The 15,198-nt window shown below is 68.5% G+C and carries 14 protein-coding genes; 3 read left to right on the forward strand and 11 right to left on the reverse strand.

What is annotated here, in order from left to right; genetic code table 11:
- Positions 1-36: 36 nt before the first annotated feature.
- The 6 genes from LPB142_RS01905 to LPB142_RS01930 all read right to left on the reverse strand — a co-directional run bounded on the left by LPB142_RS01905 (position 37) and on the right by LPB142_RS01930 (position 7,247).
- On the reverse strand, positions 37-1,191 hold the full coding sequence (locus LPB142_RS01905) for a TIGR03862 family flavoprotein (RefSeq protein ID WP_068766307.1): 1,155 nt from the start codon (positions 1,189-1,191) through the stop codon (positions 37-39).
- The gene (locus LPB142_RS01910; RefSeq protein ID WP_068766306.1) at positions 1,188-2,501 is read right to left on the reverse strand and encodes a mechanosensitive ion channel family protein; all 1,314 of its coding nucleotides are present in this window, start codon (positions 2,499-2,501) and stop codon (positions 1,188-1,190) included. Before LPB142_RS01910 ends, LPB142_RS01905 begins: the two co-directional genes overlap by 4 nt.
- A gap of 54 nt (positions 2,502-2,555) precedes the next feature.
- Positions 2,556-3,578, reverse strand: coding sequence for a DNA polymerase III subunit delta (holA, locus tag LPB142_RS01915; protein ID WP_068766305.1), 1,023 nt, complete (start codon positions 3,576-3,578; stop codon positions 2,556-2,558).
- Positions 3,575-4,069 (reverse strand): LPS assembly lipoprotein LptE, encoded by a 495-nt coding sequence (lptE, locus tag LPB142_RS01920; RefSeq protein ID WP_071165339.1) that lies wholly within the window; start codon positions 4,067-4,069, stop codon positions 3,575-3,577. The genes holA and lptE overlap by 4 nt, the downstream gene beginning before the upstream one ends.
- Positions 4,056-6,617, reverse strand: coding sequence for a leucine--tRNA ligase (gene leuS / locus LPB142_RS01925; RefSeq protein WP_071165340.1), 2,562 nt, complete (start codon positions 6,615-6,617; stop codon positions 4,056-4,058). Before leuS ends, lptE begins: the two co-directional genes overlap by 14 nt.
- A 114-nt stretch (positions 6,618-6,731) precedes the next feature.
- A complete protein-coding gene (locus tag LPB142_RS01930; RefSeq protein ID WP_071165341.1) occupies positions 6,732-7,247 on the reverse strand; it encodes a DUF3576 domain-containing protein in 516 nt (171 codons plus the stop codon).
- Between the two features lie 305 nt (positions 7,248-7,552).
- Between LPB142_RS01930 and LPB142_RS01935 the strand changes: the two genes are divergently transcribed.
- Positions 7,553-8,482 carry a porin gene (locus LPB142_RS01935; protein WP_071165342.1) on the forward strand — a complete coding sequence of 310 codons (930 nt, stop codon included), beginning with the start codon at positions 7,553-7,555 and terminating at the stop codon, positions 8,480-8,482.
- A 94-nt stretch (positions 8,483-8,576) separates the two neighbouring features.
- Positions 8,577-9,236, forward strand: coding sequence for a YggS family pyridoxal phosphate-dependent enzyme (locus LPB142_RS01940; RefSeq protein ID WP_071165343.1), 660 nt, complete (start codon positions 8,577-8,579; stop codon positions 9,234-9,236).
- A 3-nt stretch (positions 9,237-9,239) separates the two neighbouring features.
- On the opposite strand, the gene LPB142_RS01945 is transcribed toward LPB142_RS01940, so the two are convergent.
- Complete coding sequence (locus LPB142_RS01945; protein WP_071165344.1) at positions 9,240-9,806, reverse strand: L,D-transpeptidase family protein; 567 nt, start codon at positions 9,804-9,806, stop codon at positions 9,240-9,242.
- Complete coding sequence (gene ribA / locus LPB142_RS01950; protein ID WP_071165345.1) at positions 9,803-10,882, reverse strand: GTP cyclohydrolase II; 1,080 nt, start codon at positions 10,880-10,882, stop codon at positions 9,803-9,805. Before ribA ends, LPB142_RS01945 begins: the two co-directional genes overlap by 4 nt.
- Positions 10,883-11,033: 151 nt before the next feature.
- Here ribA and LPB142_RS01955 point away from each other — a divergent pair, with 151 nt between their 5' ends.
- Positions 11,034-11,720: a response regulator transcription factor gene (locus LPB142_RS01955; RefSeq protein ID WP_068766298.1), complete on the forward strand. Its 687-nt coding sequence runs from the start codon at positions 11,034-11,036 to the stop codon at positions 11,718-11,720.
- Positions 11,721-11,748: 28 nt separating this feature from the next.
- On the opposite strand, the gene LPB142_RS01960 is transcribed toward LPB142_RS01955, so the two are convergent.
- Genes LPB142_RS01960 through mutL form a run of 3 tightly spaced genes read right to left on the reverse strand, consistent with a single transcriptional unit; the run spans position 11,749 to position 15,158 of the window.
- Positions 11,749-12,093 (reverse strand): DUF3775 domain-containing protein, encoded by a 345-nt coding sequence (locus LPB142_RS01960; protein WP_071165346.1) that lies wholly within the window; start codon positions 12,091-12,093, stop codon positions 11,749-11,751.
- 60 nt (positions 12,094-12,153) lie between these two features.
- Entirely contained in the window at positions 12,154-13,305 is a 1,152-nt protein-coding gene (locus LPB142_RS01965; RefSeq protein WP_071165347.1) for a DNA recombination protein RmuC, read from the reverse strand.
- The gene (mutL, locus tag LPB142_RS01970; protein WP_071165348.1) at positions 13,302-15,158 is read right to left on the reverse strand and encodes a DNA mismatch repair endonuclease MutL; all 1,857 of its coding nucleotides are present in this window, start codon (positions 15,156-15,158) and stop codon (positions 13,302-13,304) included. Before mutL ends, LPB142_RS01965 begins: the two co-directional genes overlap by 4 nt.
- Positions 15,159-15,198: the final 40 nt, after the last annotated feature.

Consider the following 15,198-nt stretch of genomic DNA (forward strand, 5'->3'; position numbering starts at 1 on the left):
TCTTTTCCGCCGCGCCGCGGCAAGGGCGCTCTGCGCCTAGCGCGCCGCCGCCGCGCGCCCGGCATGGGCCCCGGTCGCGAAACAGCCGGTGAGCAGGTAGCCGCCCGTCGGCGCCTCCCAATCCAGCATCTCGCCGGCGGCGAAGACGCCGGGCAGGGCGGTGAGCTCGAGCCCCTCGGTCAGGCTCGCGCGCCGCACACCGCCCGCCGAGGAGATCGCCTCGGCGATCGGGCGCGGCCCGCTGTGGCGCACCGGCAGATCCTTGATCCGCCGCGCCAGCGCCATCGGGTCGGAGGGCAGCGGCCGGCCCCATTCGTTCAGGAGCGCGACCCGCAGCGGATCGAATTTGAGCGCCTTGCGCAGCCGGTTGGCGAGGCTCTCGCGCGGCGAGACCCGCGCGAGGCGATGGGCGAGCGCCTCGAGCCCGAGATCGGGGGCGAGATCGAGCGCGAGCGGGCTGCCCTCGCGCAGCTCGGCCGAGATCGCATAGATCCCGCCGCCCTCGAGCCCGCGCGCGGAGACGACGAATTCGCCCCGGCTCATCCCCGCGGCGGTGATCAGCCCCGCGCCCTTCACCGGCTGGCCGAAATGCGGCGCCATATGCGCCGACCAGGCGACCGAAAAGCCCATGTTCGCGGGGCGGAACGGCGCGATCTCGACACCCTTTTCGGCCAGCCACGGCACCCAGGCCGCATCCGAGCCAAGCCGCGGCCAGCTCGCCCCGCCGAGCGCCAGAACCGTGACCTCGGGCGTGATCTCGCGCGGGCCCTGAGGCGTTTCAAAGGCGAAAGCGGCGCCCGCAAACCCGCTCCAGCGCCAGCGCGTGCGGATCTCGACCCCCATCCCGGCCAGCCGCCCGAGCCAGGCCCGCAGCATCGGCGAGGCCTTCATGCCGACCGGAAACACCCGCCCCGTCGAGCCCACGAAAAGCTCGACCCCGAGCCCGCGGGCAAAGTCCTGCACCGCCTCGGGGCCAAAGCCCGCGACGATCTCCCCCATCCAGTCGCTGCGATAGGCGGCGGCGAAATCGGGCGCGACCCGGGTCAGGTTGAGCCCCGATTTCCCCGCCATCAGAAACTTGCGCGCGGGCGTGGGCTTGGCCTCGGCCACCACCACGCGCCGCCCCGCGCGGGCGAGCTCCTCGGCCGCCATCAGCCCCGCCGGCCCCGCCCCGATGACAAGCGCGCTCATGCGCCCGCGCCCTGCCGCAGCTCGACGACCCGATGCGGATAGGGCATCTCGACCCCCGCCGCCTTCAGCGCCCCCCAGACCGCGAACCGCACCTGACTTGCGTATTTGTTCTTGCCGTCGTCGATGCCGTTCACCCAATATTCCAAGGTGAAATCGACCCCGCTCTCGCCAAAACCGGCGAGCTCGAGATCGGGGCCCTCGGGCGATTTCAGCACGAAGGGCAGCGCCTCCACCGCCGGCAGGACCACCTCCGCCAGCCGCTCGAGATCGGTGTCATAGCTGACCTGAAAGCTCACATCATAGCGGTTGGCCGAGCCCTGATCGGAGTAGTTGATCACCCGCGAGGTGATGAAATGCTCGTTCGGCACCACGATCCATTTGCCGTCGAAGGTCTCGAGGACACAGGCGCGCGCGGTCATCTTCACGATCGTGCCCTTCTCGCCGCCATCGAGCTCGACATAATCGCCGACCGTGGTCTGGCCCTCGACGAGGAGGATCACGCCCGAGATGAAATTCGCCGCGATCTGTTGCAGGCCAAGCCCGATGCCGACGCCAAGCGCGCCGCCCAGGACCGCGACGGCGGTCAGGTCGATCCCCATGATCGACATCAAAAGCAGGAAGGCCGCGCCGAAGATCGCCATCTCCGCCGCCTTGGTCGCGAGCGCGCGCGTCGCCGGGCGCAGGCCATCTTGCGCGCGGATGTAATCGGCGCTTTGCCGGTTCGACCAGGAGCCCAGCCAGAACAGCAGCGCCCCCGCCACCGCCCCGCGGATGAGCGCCATCACCGAGAAATGGATATTGCCGAGCTCGATCGTCAGGCTCTCGAGCCAGAGCGTGATCGGCCCGAGCAGGCCGAGCGCATAGAGCGCCGCCGCCGGGAGCAGGATATAGCGCCCCAGAAGCCGCAAGAACGGCTCGGTCAGGATATCGCGCACGAAGGCGCGCACCGCGAGGAACAAAAACACCCGCTTGCCAAAGGCGATCACCGCGCCCGAGCCGAAGAGCGAGCGGGTGAAGGCCTCGCCGAGCGCGGTCAGCCCATAGGCGAGCAGCGGCACCAGAAGCGGCAGCAGCAAGAGCGACCAGCGCCGCGCCTGCGCGATCAGCCCGCGCGCCTCGGCCTTCGGCGCGATCAGCGCGCCAAGCCGCGGCCCGAGCCGCCGCCCGAGCCCCACCGCCAGCGCCCAGGCGAGCACCAGAGCCACGAATTGCGACCAGGCGGCCGGGCTTGTCGCCCAATCGCGCGCGGTGGCCAGCCAAGGGCCGATGATCGGGTCGAGTTTGCTCAAAAGCGGCGCGAGCGTATCCATGGGGCCTCCGTCCTTGCCGCACAGATCGCATGCCCGCGCCCGCGCGGCAATGGCTCAGCGCCGCGCCATCATCGCCAGCCGCATCAGCGCGCGCTCCAGAAGCGCCATCTGCGGCGCCCGCGAGGCCGAGCGCAGGGTGAGATCGGTCTCGACGAGGAGCTTGAGCGCCTCCTCGAGGCGGAACATCCCCCAGGCCTGCGCCTGCCGCTGCATCCGGTCGCGGCGGGGGCCAAAGACCGGCGGGCGCATCCGTTGCAGCCCCGCGCCCGGGCCGCCCGGATCAGAGGCCGCGAAATGCAGCGCGCGGAAATGGCGCAGCGCGGCGATGGCCAATTGCACCGGCTGCACGCCCTGCCCCTCGATCCGCCGCATCGTCAGCCCGAGCTCCTGCGCGCGGCCCTCGGCGACGATGTTGAGCACGTCATCGACCTCGGCCTCGAGCGTCGCGGGCGCGCAGGCGGCCACATCGGCGGGCTCGAGCGGGCTCGCATCGCCATATTTGTAAAGCGCGACCTTCTCGACCGTCTGGCGGAAATCGCCCGGGTCGAGCGCCTTCGCCAGCGCCAGAAGATCGGTCATCGCGCCTTGCGAGATATCGCGCAGGCCGGCCTTCTTCAGCACCTCCTCGATCTCCTCGCGCGAGGGCGGATCATCATAGATGCCGATGGCGTAAGCGTTTGAATGGCCTTCAAAAACCTTGCGCAGCGCGGATTTCGCGGTCAGCGAGCCCGCGGTCACGACGATCTGCGCATCGCCCGGGCGCCACGCGGCCACCGCCGCCTCGACCGCCGGCGCGAGCGCATCGGTCGCATCCTCGAGAAAGGCCACCCGCGGCCCGGGGAAGAACCCCACCGCCTTCACCGCATCGAGCAGCACCGCCCCGTCGCGGCGCAGATCGGCGGCCGGGATCCGGCTCAGCCGCATCTCCGCCTCGCCCTCGGGGCCGATCAGCGCGGCGATCACCTCCTGGCGGCGCAGCGCCACCCGCATCGCATCGGCGCCAAAGATCAGCAGGCCCGTCCGCTCCGGCTCGGGGCGCGCGAAATAGCGCGTCGCGGCGAGCCCGGCGAGCTTCATTGCGGCAGCGAGCCCGCCTGCGCGAGCAGCCGGGTCACGATCTGATCGGCGAGCATCCGCATCAGCCGCTCATGCGCATCGTCCTCGGCGGCCTGGGTGGCCACGGTGGAGCCCGTCGCCGACCACGAGGTGAAGGAGGTCACGCGCCCGGTCAGCAGCACCGCATCCGAGCCGCCATCATGGAGCGTGTAATCGACGAGCCCGGTCAGCGAATAGCGCGTCGTGGCGTTTTCGGGCGTGATCGCCTGGCCCAGAACATCGGTCGAGACCTTGTAGGCGAGGCGGAACCGCGGCGTCTCGACCGGCCCGAGCCGCTCGGAGAGCCGCCGCACCAGCGCGAAATCGTCGCGGCTTTCCGGCGCATCGGGGGCGACCCCGCCCAACAGAACGCGCCCGCCGCCCGCGGGCCCATAGGCCGGCGTGAACCCGCAGCCCGCGAGCGCAAGCGCCCCCGCGAGCCCGAGAAATGCTCTCCGGTCAGATGACCACATTGACGATCCGCCCCGGCACCACGATCAGCTTCTTCGGCGCGGCCCCGGCCAGCGCCTTGAGCACAGCTTCATCCGCCAGAACGCGCTTTTCAACCTCTTCCTTCGGCATGTCCTTGGGAACGGTGATCTCGCCGCGGCGCTTGCCGTTGATCTGGATCGGCAGCGTGACCTCATCCTCGACCAGAAGCGCCGGGTCGGCCTTCGGCCAGGGCGCGGTGACGACAAAGCCCGCGCCGCCCAGGAGCGCCCAGATATCCTCGGCCAGGTGCGGCACCATCGGCCCCATCAGCTGCGCCATCAGCTTCATCGCCTCGCGTTTGGCGCCGTTCGAGGCGGTGGATTTCGACAGCGTATTGGTCAGCCCGTAGATCGCCGCCACCGCCTTGTTGAAGGCAAAGCCCTCGATCGAGCGGGTGATCTCGTCGACCGCCTTGTGCGCGGCCTTCCGCAGCGCGAGATCTTCGGGCCCTTCCTCGCCGCCCGCGCCCTCGGCGATCTCCGACGCGATCCGCCAGACCCGCGCGAGGAATTTCGAGGTCGCCTCGGCGCCCGCCGCGGTCCATTCGACATCGCGCTCGGGCGGGCTGTCCGACATCACGAAGAATCGCGCGGTATCGGCGCCGAAGGAGGCGATGATGTTCATCGGATCGACGACGTTCTTCTTCGATTTCGACATCTTCGCCGAGGGGATGATCTCGACCGCCTCGCCGGTGGCGCGCAGCTTGCCGTCCTCGACCTCCTCGGGCAGGTGATAGACCGGCCGGCCGTTGGTGTCGCGGGTCATGTAGATCTCATGCGTGACCATGCCCTGCGTGAAGAGCGCGTTGAACGGCTCGATCGCTTTGGCGGGCAGGTGGCCGGTCGCCTGCATCGCGCGGGCAAAGAAGCGCGAGTAGAGCAGGTGCAAGATCGCATGCTCGATGCCGCCGATATATTGATCGACGTTCATCCAATACTCGGTTTCCTCGGCGACGGTGGGCGTGGCCGCGCGCGGGCTGGTGAAGCGCGCGTAATACCAAGACGAATCGACGAAAGTATCCATCGTGTCGGTTTCGCGCTTGGCCGGCGCGCCGCAGACCGGGCAGGCACAATCGCGCCAGCTCGGGTGGCGGTCGAGCGGGTTGCCGGGCTTGTCGAAGGTGACATCATCGGGCAGGCGAACCGGCAGGTTCTCTTTCTTCTCGGGCACCACGCCGCAGGCGGCACAATGCACCACCGGGATCGGGCAGCCCCAGTAGCGCTGCCGCGACAGGCCCCAATCGCGCAGGCGATATTTGGTCACGCCCTGGCCGATGCCGCGCTCTTCGCAAAACGCGATGGCGGCCGCGATCGCCTCTTCGCCGGTCTGCACCGCCGCGCCCGCAAAGCCGCGGATATAGTGCACGCGCTCGGATTTGAGCGGCACGAATTCCTCGGCGGGCACAAGATCGGCCTCGGCGGTTTCGTCGCTCTCGGGGCGGAACACCGAATGGATCGGCAGGCCGTATTTGGTGGCGAATTCGAAGTCGCGCGCGTCATGCGCGGGGCAGCCGAAGATCGCGCCGGTGCCGTAATCCATCAGGATGAAATTGGCGATATAGACCGGCAGCTCCCAGGCCTCGTCGAGCGGGTGGCGCACGCGGATGCCGGTATCGCGGCCGAGTTTCTCCGCCGTTTCAATGGCTTCCTCGGTGGTGCCGCCCTTGCGGCATTCGGCGATGAAGGCGGCCATCTCCGGGTCGTGGCGCTCGAGATGTTTGGCGAGCGGATGGTCGGGCGAGATCGCGGCGAAGCTCGCGCCCATCAGCGTATCGGGGCGCGTGGTATAGACCTCGAGCCGGTCGAAGCCCTCGGGCGCGCCCACCGTCGAGAAGGCGAATTGCAGCCCGCGCGACTGGCCGATCCAGTTGGCCTGCATGGTGCGCACCTTCTCGGGCCAATCCTTGAGCCCGTCGAGCGCCGAGAGCAGATCGCCCGCGAAATCCGAGATCCGGAAGAACCACTGGGTGAGCTCCTTGCGCTCGACCGGCGCCCCCGAGCGCCAGCCGCAGCCGTCGATCACCTGTTCATTGGCGAGCACGGTCATGTCGACCGGGTCCCAGTTCACCACCGCGTTCTTGCGGTAGACGAGGCCCGCCTCGAGCATGTCGATGAACATCGCCTGTTGCTGGCCGTAATATTCCGGGTCGCAGGTGGCGAATTCGCGCGACCAGTCGATCGAGAGCCCGAGCGGCTTCATCTGGCCGCGCATGTCGGCGATATTGCCGTAGGTCCAGTCCTTCGGATGGCCGCCGCGCTCCATCGCGGCGTTTTCGGCGGGCATCCCGAAGGCGTCCCAGCCCATCGGATGCAGCACCGAGAAGCCCTGCGCCATTTTCGTGCGCGCCACCACATCGCCCATCGTGTAGTTGCGCACATGGCCCATGTGGATCCGCCCCGAGGGGTAGGGGAACATCTCGAGGACGTAATATTTCGGCCGGCTCGGGTCATGCCGCGCGGTGAAGACGCCGGCCTCGTCCCAGGCGGCTTGCCATTTCGTCTCGGTCTGGCTCGGTTCGTAGCGCGTCATCTCGGTCCCTCATGCGGAAATCTGCCCGGTTGCTACACCGGGGGGCGGGGCGAGGTCCAGAGAGGAGCCCGCGCCCGGGCTCAAAATCGCATGAGAAAGGCGCCGCGCGGGGCCTCAGAGCTTCGAATCGCGGATCCGGATCTGGCGCGCGCGGGTCAGGATCGCATCCTCGACGGCGCGCACGGTATCGGGCGAAACCGCGCCGCCGCGGCTCTCGAGCGAGACCTTCAGGCTGCGCGCATCAAGCGCCGGGTCGGTGACCATGATCGTCGCCTTGTAGGCGCGCCCGCCGCCCGGCGGGGTGCCATAGCCGGTCACGATCAGCCCGGAGAACGGGTCGACCGACTGAATCGGCAGGAAATCGAGCACTTCGAGCGAGGCCTGCCAGAGGTATTTGTTGACCTCGATCTTCACGTCGGGCTGGTCGTTGTTGCCGAACAGATCCCAGACGGTCGAGCCGCCCTGGTTGACCTCATTCTCGCGCGTCGCGGTGACTTTCGCCTCGCCGGGCTTTTCCGCGGTGCGCGGCCCGCCCCAGGAGAACATCCGGCTCGTCGAATCGCCGCAGGCCGAGAGCGCGACGCACAGCCCGATCAAGGCGCCGGCACGGATGATGGGTCGGATCGTCATGGCTCGCTGCCCCCTAAGGCCTCAGTCTCGCATGGAATGTCTCTAGCCGATGCCCCGCAGGGCGACAAGGGATTTCGGCCCGCGCGCGGGGCTGCGCCCGTGTGCGGGGCGCGCGCAGGCCCGCGCGGGCCGAACCGGCGCCGCCGGCCCGGCGAGACTGTGGCAAGACTGCACCACGCCTTCGGGCAATCTGATTTTCCCGGTCGTTTTCGTTGCATTGCGGGGCCGCAGGGGCGAAAACACCGCCATACCCAATTCGGATTTCCCTGAGTTGGGGTTTACCTTAAAGACAATGAGGGAAAACGATGAAAAAGGTTCTCTTCGCGACGACCGCTCTGGTTATGACCGCTGGCGTCGCTGCCGCTGAAGTCTCGCTCTCGGGCGACGGCCGTATGGGTATCGTCTACAACGGCGCCGACTGGAACTTCTCCAGCCGCGCTCGCGTGACCTTCACGCTCTCGGGCACCACCGACAACGGCATCGAGTTCGGCGGTTCGTTCCGCGCTGACCAAGCCGGTGACTCGGTCCTGGACAACGGCGCTGCCTACGGTTCGGAAGGCTCGGTCTACGTTTCGGGCGCGTTCGGCAAAATCGAAATGGGCGACGCCGTTTCGGCTCCGGAAGCCCTGTTCGGCGACCTGCCGGAAGTTGGCTACACCGACCTCACGTCGGCTGGCGGCCTCGAAAACGACATTCCGTACCTGACCGGTGACGGCGTGACCACCCTGGCCGGCAACCCGGTCGTCCTGTACACCTACTCGACCGGCCCGATCTCGATCGCGGCGTCGATGTCGGACGGCAAACTGGGCTCGGTCAACGACCAGCAAGAATATGCGGTCGCCGGTGCTTACACCTACGAAAACTACACCGTCGGCTTCGGCTACGAAATGCTGGAAGACGTCGGCGGCGTTGCTGGCGTTGACTACACCCAAGGCGAGCTCGCCGGTGTTGCGACCTTCGGCGACACCTCGGTCAAAGCTTACTTCGCCAAAGGCGGCAAGCAGAACCCGGTTGACCAAGCCTTCGGCCTGGGCGTGACCTCGAAGTTCGGCGCGACCACCGTCCTCGGCTACGTGCAGAAAGCTGAGTTCACCGCTGGTGGCGACGTGACCTGGTACGGCCTCGGCGCTTCGTACGACCTCGGCGGCGGCGCTTCGATCGTCGGCGGCATCTCGGACGACGATCTGGCCAACACCGACCCGACCGCCGACCTCGGTGTGAAGTTCAAGTTCTAATCCTTCCGGATTGGATCTTGGGAAGAGCGGGCCTTGCGCCCGCTCTTTTCATTTTTGCGCCCGGCGGTTTATCTGGGGGCAAAAGGAGGGCCAGATGGGTCTGAGCGAGATTGCCGCGCGGGTCGCGGCGGCAGAGGCGGCGGCGGGGCGCGCGCCCGGGTCGGTCAAGCTGATCGCGGTGTCGAAGGTGCAGCCGAGCGAGCGGGTCGAGGCGGTGCTGCGCGCGGGGCATCGGCTCTTTGGCGAGAATTACGTGCAGGAAGCGGCGGGCAAATGGCCCGCCTGGCGCGCGGAATTCCCCGAGGTCGCGGTGCATATGATCGGGCCCTTGCAGACCAACAAGGCCAAGCTCGCGGTGGAGCTTTTCGAGGCGATCCATACGCTCGACCGGCCTTCGCTGGCGGTGAAGCTCGCGAGCCTCGCGCAGGCGCGCGGCGCGAGCCCGGAGCTTTTCGTGCAGGTCAATACCGGCGCCGAGCCGCAAAAGGCGGGGGTTCTGCCGGCGGAGGTCGACGGCTTTGTGGCCGAGGCGCGAGCGAAGGATCTGCCGGTTGTCGGGCTGATGTGCATCCCGCCCGAGGGCGAGGATGCGGGCCCGCATTTCGCGATGCTCGCGGAGATGGCGGCGCGCAATGGTCTGGCGGGGCTCTCGATGGGGATGAGCTCGGATTTCGAGGCGGCGATTGCGGCGGGGGCGACCCATGTGCGGGTCGGCTCGGCGATTTTCGGCGCGCGGGATTATGGCGCGCGCTGAGGCTCAGGCCTTGTCGCGGGGGGCGAGGCCGGACCGGGGCGCTGCCCCGGACCCCGGGATATTTTGGGCAAGATGAAAGCAGGCGAGATCCGGGACCAGGATTTCGGTGCCGGGCGCGAGGCGGGCGGCGAGCCAGAGCAGATCCTTGCGCGCGAGGGCGATGCAGCCGGCGGTGGGGAAGCCCGGGCGGCGGCGCTGGTGGAGGAAGATCGCCGAGCCTGCGTGGGGGGTGGCCTCGGGGTAGTTCCAGTCGGTGACCAGCACGATATCATAGAGCGGGTCAGCGCGGCGCAGGCGCTCGTGGCTGGCCGCAAAGGGGGCGCGGACGGGCTGATTGTAGGCCGGGTGGTCGGGCGCGTCGCACCACAGATCGCGCGGGCCGATCGGGCGGGCCCAGGGCGCGGGTTGCGCCAGCCGGTCGGGGCGCCAGAGCATTTCGAGGACGGTGAGGCGGCCGACCGGCGTTGCGCCATCGCCCTCGCGTTTGCTGCGTGAGAGCCCGCCGCGGCCGATTTCGCAGGGCAGAACCCGGTTGCCGGTGCGCAGACCTTGCGGGCTCAGCCGGATCACAGGATATGCCCCGATTTCGCGGCTTTGGTGGCCAGATAGGCGGCGTTGTGGCGGCTCAAGCCCACCTTGAGCGGCACCCGCTCGGCGACATGGACGCCATTGGCCTCGAGCATGCGCACCTTGGCGGGGTTGTTGGTCAGGAGCCGCACCTGCGCAAAGCCGAGCTTTTTCAGAAGCGCCGCACCGATGCGGAAATCGCGCTCATCATCCTCGAAGCCCAGCCGATGGTTCGCCTCGACCGTGTCAAAGCCTTGATCTTGCAGGGAATAGGCGCGCATCTTGTTGGCCAGCCCGATGCCGCGCCCCTCCTGGTTGAGGTAGAGGAGCACCCCCGCGCCCTCATGGCCCATCTGGGTCAGCGCGGCGTCGAGCTGGGGGCCGCAATCGCATTTGAGCGAGCCGAGCACGTCGCCGGTGAAACAGGCCGAATGCAGCCGCGCGAGCACCGGCTTGTCGCGCGCGGGCGCGCCGATCTCGATCGCGTAATGCTCTTCGCCGCCGTCATCGGGGCGGAAGATATGGAGCCGGCCCTTCTCGGCGGCGCGCATCGGCACGCGGGCGGCGGAGACCGGCGCGAGCACTGTCTCGGCGGCGATCTCGCGCAGCGCCTGCGCGGCATCGAGCGCGGTCAGCCCCTCGGGCGCCGGGCCGGTGAGCGGCACAAGCAGCGCCGCGGGCAGAAGATGCGCCGATTTCGCCAGCGCGATCGCGGCGCGCGCGAGCCCCGCATCGCCCTCGCGCTCGCTCGCCAGCGGGCCCTTCATCGGCATCCTGAGATCATCGGCCGGGTCAGCGAGCGCCTGCAACCAGGCGAGATCGGCGTCCTCGGGCACCCGCACGCGGGCGAGATCCCCGTCATAGACCCGCGCTTTCAGCGTCTCGGCCCGCCACGAGGTCAGCGCCAGAACCGGCCGCCCGAGCCCGCGCAGCGCCGCCAGCCGCGCCGCGCTCAGCGTCTCGACTGCCACCGCAAGGCAGACCCCGGAGAGCACCACCGGCAGGCCCATGCGCAGATCGGCGCGGGCGCGGTTGAGGCGTTCGGCGGGCGTCGGCCCAAGGGAGAGGATCTGTTCCATGGCAAAGACATAGCGCCGGGCGTAACAAATTGAAACATATCCCGTCCGCGCGTCACCTCCGCGTGAGAAAGATTTCACCCCCCTTGTCGCGGATGTGATCAGGCCTCAGCTTCAGCGCAACGACACAGGTGACGAAGAACAGGAGGCACCGATGGCAGGACTGAAGAAGATCCTTCTCGTCGATGACGATACCGATCTGCGCGAGGCGCTGGCCGAGCAGCTGATCGCCACCGATGATTTCGAGGTGTTCGAGGCGGGCTCGGGCGCGGAGGGCGTGGAGAAGGCGAAAGCCGCGCTTTACGATTTGGTGGTGCTCGATGTGGGGCTGCCCGATACCGACGGGCGCGAGCTGTGCAAGAAGCTGCGCAAGCAGGGCGTGAAATGCCCGATCGTGATGCTGACCGGCCATGATACCGATGCCGATACGATCCTCGGGCTCGATTCGGGGGCGAATGATTACGTCACCAAGCCGTTCAAATTCCCGGTTCTGCTGGCGCGGCTGCGCGCGCAATTGCGCACCCATGAGCAGAGCGAGGACGCGGTCTTCCAGCTCGGGCCGTATACGTTCAAACCGGCGATGAAGATGCTCGTCGACGCCAAGGATCGCAAGATCCGGCTGACCGAGAAGGAAACCAATATCCTCAAGTTCCTCTACCGCGCGACCGATGGCGTGGTGGCGCGCGATGTGCTGCTGCACGAGGTCTGGGGCTATAACGCCGGGGTCACGACCCATACGCTCGAGACCCATATCTACCGGCTGCGTCAGAAGATCGAGCCCGATCCCTCGAACGCGCGGCTTCTGGTCACCGAATCGGGTGGCTATCGGCTGATGGTCTGACAGGCGGGGGCTTCGGCCCCCGTTTTCGTCACACGCTCGGGTAGATGTCTTCCTCGGCCTCTTCGAGCGAGACGCCGAGCGCGTTGAGCCCGTCCTCGAGGTGATCGGCGAGCATCGGCACGCCGAGGAGGTAATCCTCGGTCGGTGCCGTGGCCTCGGTCACCGCGGTCTCATAGGCCTCGTCGAATTCGCTCGCGTCGAAGGTCTCGCGGCCGATCCACATCACGGCGGTCAGCGCGGCCTTCTCTTCCTCATTCAGCCCCGCGATGAAGGCCCGCAGCTCGCGCGCCTGGCCGGAGCCGGGAACATCCGCGTCGAACTTGCGCGCGCGAATGATGACATGGGCGATTTTCGACGGGCTGATGGGCAGCATGACGTCCTCCGTTCTCGTCTCAGTCTCGCGCCGGATCGCGGCGCGTGCAAGCGGCAAGTTTCAGGATTTGAGCTCGAGCAGCGGCGCGGCGGCCTCGGGCGCGAGCTCCTCGAAATCGAAATTATCGAGACGGTGGGCGCGTTTGCCGGCTTTCTCGGCGGAGATCTTGATCTCCTCGATATCCTTGGCGGCCTGCGAGAAGTGGCGATCGAGGTTGCCCACGCGGGTGCCGAGCCGGTCGACATCGGCGTAAAGGAGCGAAAGTTCGCGCCGGATCGCGCCGGCCTGCTCGCGCATCCGCGCGTCTTTGAGAACCGCGCGCATCGTCGTCAGCGTCGCCATGCAGGTGGTGGGCGAGACGATCCAGACCTTCGCGTCGAAGCCCTCGCGCACGAGCTCGGGGAAATTCGCGTGGAGCTCGGCATAGACCGCCTCGGAGGGCAGGAACATCAGCGCCCCCTCGGCGGTTTCGCCCTCGAGGATGTAGCGATCCGAGATCGCGCGGATATGGGCGCGCACAGCGGTGCGCATGGCGCGTTGCGCCTCGGTCAGCGCCGCGGGCGTCTCGGCGCGGCGCAGCGCCTCATAGGCCTCGAGGGGGAATTTGCTGTCGATGACGATCGGGCCGGGCGGGTTGGGCAGATGCACGAGGCAATCGGCGCGCCGGCCGTTCGAGAGCGTCGCCTGCATGGTGAAACTGTCGGAGGGCAACGCCTTTTGCACGATGTCGTGGAGCTGGATCTCGCCGAAGGCGCCGCGGGTCTGCTTGTTCGAGAGGATGTCTTGCAGGCCGAGGACATTGCCCGAGAGCTTCTCGATATTGGCCTGCGCCTTGTCGATCGCCTCGAGGCGCTGTTGCAGCTCGCCGAGCGAGCGCGCGGTGCGGGTGGCGGTGCCGTGCAGGCTCTCGGTCATCGCGCGGTTGACCTCGGCGAGGCGGTGTTCCATCAGCTGCAGCACGCGCGCCTGGCTCGAGGCCTGCGCCTCGGAGACATGGTGAAGCCCGCCGGCGAGCTGTTGCTGACCATCGGAGAGCGCCTGCACCCGGTTGGCGAGTTGCATCATCCCGCCTGCGAGCGGGTCGATCGCCCGGGCCGAACGCGCGGCGGTGCGCAGCACGAGGACCAGCAGCAAGAGCACCAGCGCGCAGGCCGCAAGCGCCGCCACGATCAGCGGGTCGGTGAGGTCGATCTGATGGGGGCCAAGCGTCATGTGCGTCCGAAAAGTCGTTCGATATCAGAGAGTTTGAGCTCGACATAGGTCGGGCGGCCGTGGTTGCACTGCCCCGAATGCGGCGTCGCTTCCATCTCGCGCAGGAGCGCGTTCATCTCCTCGACGCGCATCTGCCGCCCCGAGCGGACCGAGCCGTGACAGGCCATCCGGCTCAGAACCGCCTCGATCTTGGCCTGCAAGAGCTGGCTGTCGCCGAGGTCGGCAAGCTCGTCGAGCACATCGCGCAAGAGCGCGCCCGCGTTGATCTCGCCCAGGATCGCCGGGGTCTCGCGCACCGCGAGCGCGCCGCCGCCGAAGGGCTCGATGACAAGGCCAAGCCGCGCCAGAGGCTCGGCGAAGTCGAGAAGCCGCGCGGCCTCGGCGTCGGAAAGCTCGACGATCTCGGGGATCAGCAGCGCCTGCGCGGGCACGCCGTTTTCCGCCATCTGGCGCTTGAGGCGTTCATAGACGAGGCGCTCATGGGCGGCATGCTGGTCGACGATGACGATGCCGCGCTCGGTCTGGGCGATGATGTAATTCTCATGGACCTGCGCGCGCGCGGCGCCAAGCGGCGCCTGGGTCAGCTCGGGCGCGGGGGGCGCGGGCTCGGCCACCCGCGCCGAGGGCGCGATCACCGGCATCTCGAAGCCGCGGGGGGCCTCGTCGAAAGCGGGCGCCTGCGCGCTATAGCTCGCGATGCGCGCGCCAAGGCTCGGGCGATCCATCTGATAGATCCGCGGCGCCTCGAAGGCGGGCTCGGGCCGCATCGCGCCGAGCGTCGCGGTGGCCACCGTCGAGGACGCCCGGTGCCCCGCCTCGGCCAGCGCATGACGCAGGGCCGAGACGATCAGCCCGCGCGCCACGCCCGATTCGCGAAACCGCACCTCGGCCTTCGCGGGGTGGACGTTGACATCGACGCGCTCGGGGTCGCAGGTCAGGAACAAGACCGCCGCGGGATGGCGCTCGCGCGAGAGGAAATCCATATAGGCCGCGCGGAGCGCCCCGATCAGCATCTTGTCGCGCACCGGGCGGCCGTTGACGAAGAGAAACTGCTCGACCGCGGCGCCGCGCGAATAGGTCGGCAGCGCGGCGAACCCCTTCAGCCGGATCCCCTCGCGCTCGGCGTCGATGGCGAGCGCGTTTTCCGAAAACGCGCGGCCGAGCACCCGCCCGAGCCGCCCCGAGAGCGCGCCGAAAAGCTCGCCCTGCTCGGCATCGGCGCGGAAAATCTCGCGGTCCTGCGCGCCCGAGGCATCGATCAGGCGGAAGCTGACATAGGGCTCGGCCATCGCGAGGCGCTTGACGACATCCGTGATCGCGCCCATCTCGGCGCGGTCGGTGCGCAGGAATTTCAGCCGCGCGGGCGTGGCGTAGAAGAGGTCGCGCAGCTCGACCACGGTGCCGCGGTTCAGCGCGGCGGGCCGCACCGGGCCGATCGCGCCGCCCGCGACGGTGATCGTGGCGGCCTCGAACCCCTCGGCGCGCGAGGTGATGCTCAGCCGCCCGACCGCGCCGAGCGAGGGCAGCGCCTCGCCGCGAAAGCCGAAGGTGTGGATGTTGAGGAGATCCGAGCCGTCGATCTTAGAGGTGGCGTGGCGGCTCATCGCGAGCGGCAGATCCTCCGCCGTCATCCCGCAGCCGTCATCGGTGATCCGGATCAGCGTCTTGCCGCCATCGGCCACCGCGATCTCGATCCGCCGCGCGCCCGCGTCGAGCGCGTTCTCGACGAGTTCCTTGACCGCGGAGGCGGGGCGTTCGACCACCTCGCCCGCCGCGATACGGTTCGCGGCGGCGTCATCGAGCTGGCGGATGACGGGGCGGTGGGCGCCTATCTGGGGGGCTTGGGTGTTCATCCCACAAGGGGTAGCACGCCCCGGCGGGAAGCCCAAGAGA

The sequence above is a fragment of the Rhodobacter xanthinilyticus genome (assembly GCF_001856665.1).
Taxonomy (GTDB): domain Bacteria; phylum Pseudomonadota; class Alphaproteobacteria; order Rhodobacterales; family Rhodobacteraceae; genus Rhodobacter; species Rhodobacter xanthinilyticus.

Excerpts from the sequence above, each read along its gene's own strand:
- LPB142_RS01960 (WP_071165346.1), bottom strand. The coding sequence starts at position 12,093 with ATGCTGCCCATCAGCCCGTCGAAAATCGCCCATGTCATCATTCGCGCG.
- leuS (WP_071165340.1), bottom strand. The coding sequence starts at position 6,617 with ATGACGCGCTACGAACCGAGCCAGACCGAGACGAAATGGCAAGCCGCC.
- lptE (WP_071165339.1), bottom strand. The coding sequence starts at position 4,069 with ATGTGGTCATCTGACCGGAGAGCATTTCTCGGGCTCGCGGGGGCGCTT.
- LPB142_RS01940 (WP_071165343.1), top strand. The coding sequence starts at position 8,577 with ATGGGTCTGAGCGAGATTGCCGCGCGGGTCGCGGCGGCAGAGGCGGCG.
- LPB142_RS01935 (WP_071165342.1), top strand. The coding sequence starts at position 7,553 with ATGAAAAAGGTTCTCTTCGCGACGACCGCTCTGGTTATGACCGCTGGC.
- LPB142_RS01955 (WP_068766298.1), top strand. The coding sequence starts at position 11,034 with ATGGCAGGACTGAAGAAGATCCTTCTCGTCGATGACGATACCGATCTG.
- mutL (WP_071165348.1), bottom strand. The coding sequence starts at position 15,158 with ATGAACACCCAAGCCCCCCAGATAGGCGCCCACCGCCCCGTCATCCGC.
- LPB142_RS01965 (WP_071165347.1), bottom strand. The coding sequence starts at position 13,305 with ATGACGCTTGGCCCCCATCAGATCGACCTCACCGACCCGCTGATCGTG.
- ribA (WP_071165345.1), bottom strand. The coding sequence starts at position 10,882 with ATGGAACAGATCCTCTCCCTTGGGCCGACGCCCGCCGAACGCCTCAAC.
- LPB142_RS01910 (WP_068766306.1), bottom strand. The coding sequence starts at position 2,501 with ATGGATACGCTCGCGCCGCTTTTGAGCAAACTCGACCCGATCATCGGC.
- holA (WP_068766305.1), bottom strand. The coding sequence starts at position 3,578 with ATGAAGCTCGCCGGGCTCGCCGCGACGCGCTATTTCGCGCGCCCCGAG.
- LPB142_RS01905 (WP_068766307.1), bottom strand. The coding sequence starts at position 1,191 with ATGAGCGCGCTTGTCATCGGGGCGGGGCCGGCGGGGCTGATGGCGGCC.
- LPB142_RS01930 (WP_071165341.1), bottom strand. The coding sequence starts at position 7,247 with ATGACGATCCGACCCATCATCCGTGCCGGCGCCTTGATCGGGCTGTGC.